The organism is Actinomycetota bacterium (assembly GCA_030682655.1).
In the GTDB taxonomy this organism is placed as follows: domain Bacteria; phylum Actinomycetota; class Coriobacteriia; order Anaerosomatales; family JAUXNU01; genus JAUXNU01.
This window is the reverse complement of sequence record JAUXNU010000161.1, coordinates 1-1,424: the sequence shown is the minus strand read 5'-3', so window position 1 is coordinate 1,424 and position 1,424 is coordinate 1. Positions and strand designations below refer to the sequence as shown.

The 1,424-nt window shown below is 63.6% G+C and carries 2 protein-coding genes; both read right to left on the bottom strand.

The genetic code is table 11. The features are described 5' to 3' along the window. Positions 1 to 905: formate--tetrahydrofolate ligase (locus Q8K99_10840; protein MDP2183050.1), on the bottom strand; the 905-nt coding region annotated here is incomplete at its 3' end. A gap of 125 nt (positions 906 to 1,030) precedes the next feature. Continuing rightward, positions 1,031 to 1,294 carry a phosphohydrolase gene (locus tag Q8K99_10835; protein ID MDP2183049.1) on the bottom strand — a complete coding sequence of 88 codons (264 nt, stop codon included), beginning with the start codon at positions 1,292 to 1,294 and terminating at the stop codon, positions 1,031 to 1,033. Between the last annotated feature and the right edge of the window lie 130 nt (positions 1,295 to 1,424).

Below are 1,424 nucleotides of genomic sequence, written 5' to 3'. Positions count from 1 at the left end.
CCGAAGCCGGACTCGGTCACGACGTAGTCCGCGATCTTGAGGGCGATCCTGTCGGCGATAATCGAGTTGTTGCCTTGGGCGATGTTGGCGAAGGGGCCTGCGTGTACGAGTACTGCGCCGCCTTCGAGGTTCTGCATCAGGTTCGGCTTGACGGCGTCGCGCATGAGCACCGCCATCGCGCCCGCGCATTTCAGGTCCTCGGCGGTGACGGGGTCGCCGGAGCGATTCATCCCGATCACGATCCTGCCGAGGCGCGCCCGAAGGTCCTGAAGATCGCTCGCCATGGCGAGTATCGCCATGACCTCGCTCGCGACCGAGATGTCGTAGCCGGTCTCACGCGGCACGCCGTCCATCTTGCCGCCGAGGCCGACGACTATGTTGCGGAGCGCGCGGTCGTTGAGATCCACCACTCGGCGCCATGTGATCGAGTAGGGGTCGATGTCGAGGGTGTTGCCTTGGTAGATGTGGTTGTCTATGTAGGCGGCGAGCAGGTTGTTGGCCATCGTGACGGCGTGAACGTCGCCGGTCAGGTGCAGGTTGAAGTCCTCCATCGGGATGACCTGCGAGTAGCCGCCGCCTGCCGCGCCGCCCTTGATGCCGAACACCGGACCCAGCGACGGCTGACGGATGCAGGTGATGACGCTCTTGCCGATGTGCTTGAGCGCTTGACCGAGTCCCACGGTAGTGACCGTCTTGCCCTCGCCGAGAGGCGTCGGGTTGATGGCGGTCACGTCGACGTAGCGGCCCTGAGGGCGGTCCGCGAGCGCGTCGAGCACGTCGAGCGAGATCTTCGCTTTGTACTTGCCGTACAACTCGAGATGGTCCTCGCCGATGCCGATCTCGGCGGCTACTTCGATGACTGGCCGCAACGTCGCTTCCTGGGCGATCTCCAAATCCGACTTCATCGACTCACTCTCCTTCTTCTCCCTCGTTTTCCCGGTCGATCCGCACGGTACGTTGTCTAACGTCCACAAAAGCGACGGACACCTACGCGTGGTGTCCGAGTAGGGGGGTCGCTGGGTTGGAGATGCTACGCGTCGGGTCCGGTGGGTTCGTCCGAAAGGGCCGTGAGCGCCCGGAAACGCTCTTCGCCGATGCACTCTCTGGCGTGCTCACACCACAGGATACAGCTTGGAGCCTGCTCCTTGACCACCATCGTGCCGCACGATGGGCAACGGCGGCGCAGTTCGTCGGAGAACATCTCGACCTCTGTGCCGCACTCGAGACACTTGTACAAGCCAGCGGTCAGAGATCTGCGGTCGTTTCCGGGGCATGTGGATGGACCTGCCGGCATCGCATCAGCCTCCGAGTCGTGGGTATAGAATCGGCCGGAACCGGGTGCTGTGGTCTGAGGCTACCCAGCGAAGCGAGGGGACGGAAGGAACTTCCCGCCACTGGCAGGGCGATTCCGGCAAACGGCGGAC

Bases quoted from the DNA above. Each gene is read 5' to 3' on its own strand.
- Q8K99_10835 (MDP2183049.1), bottom strand. From the start codon at position 1,294: ATGCCGGCAGGTCCATCCACATGCCCCGGAAACGACCGCAGATCTCTG.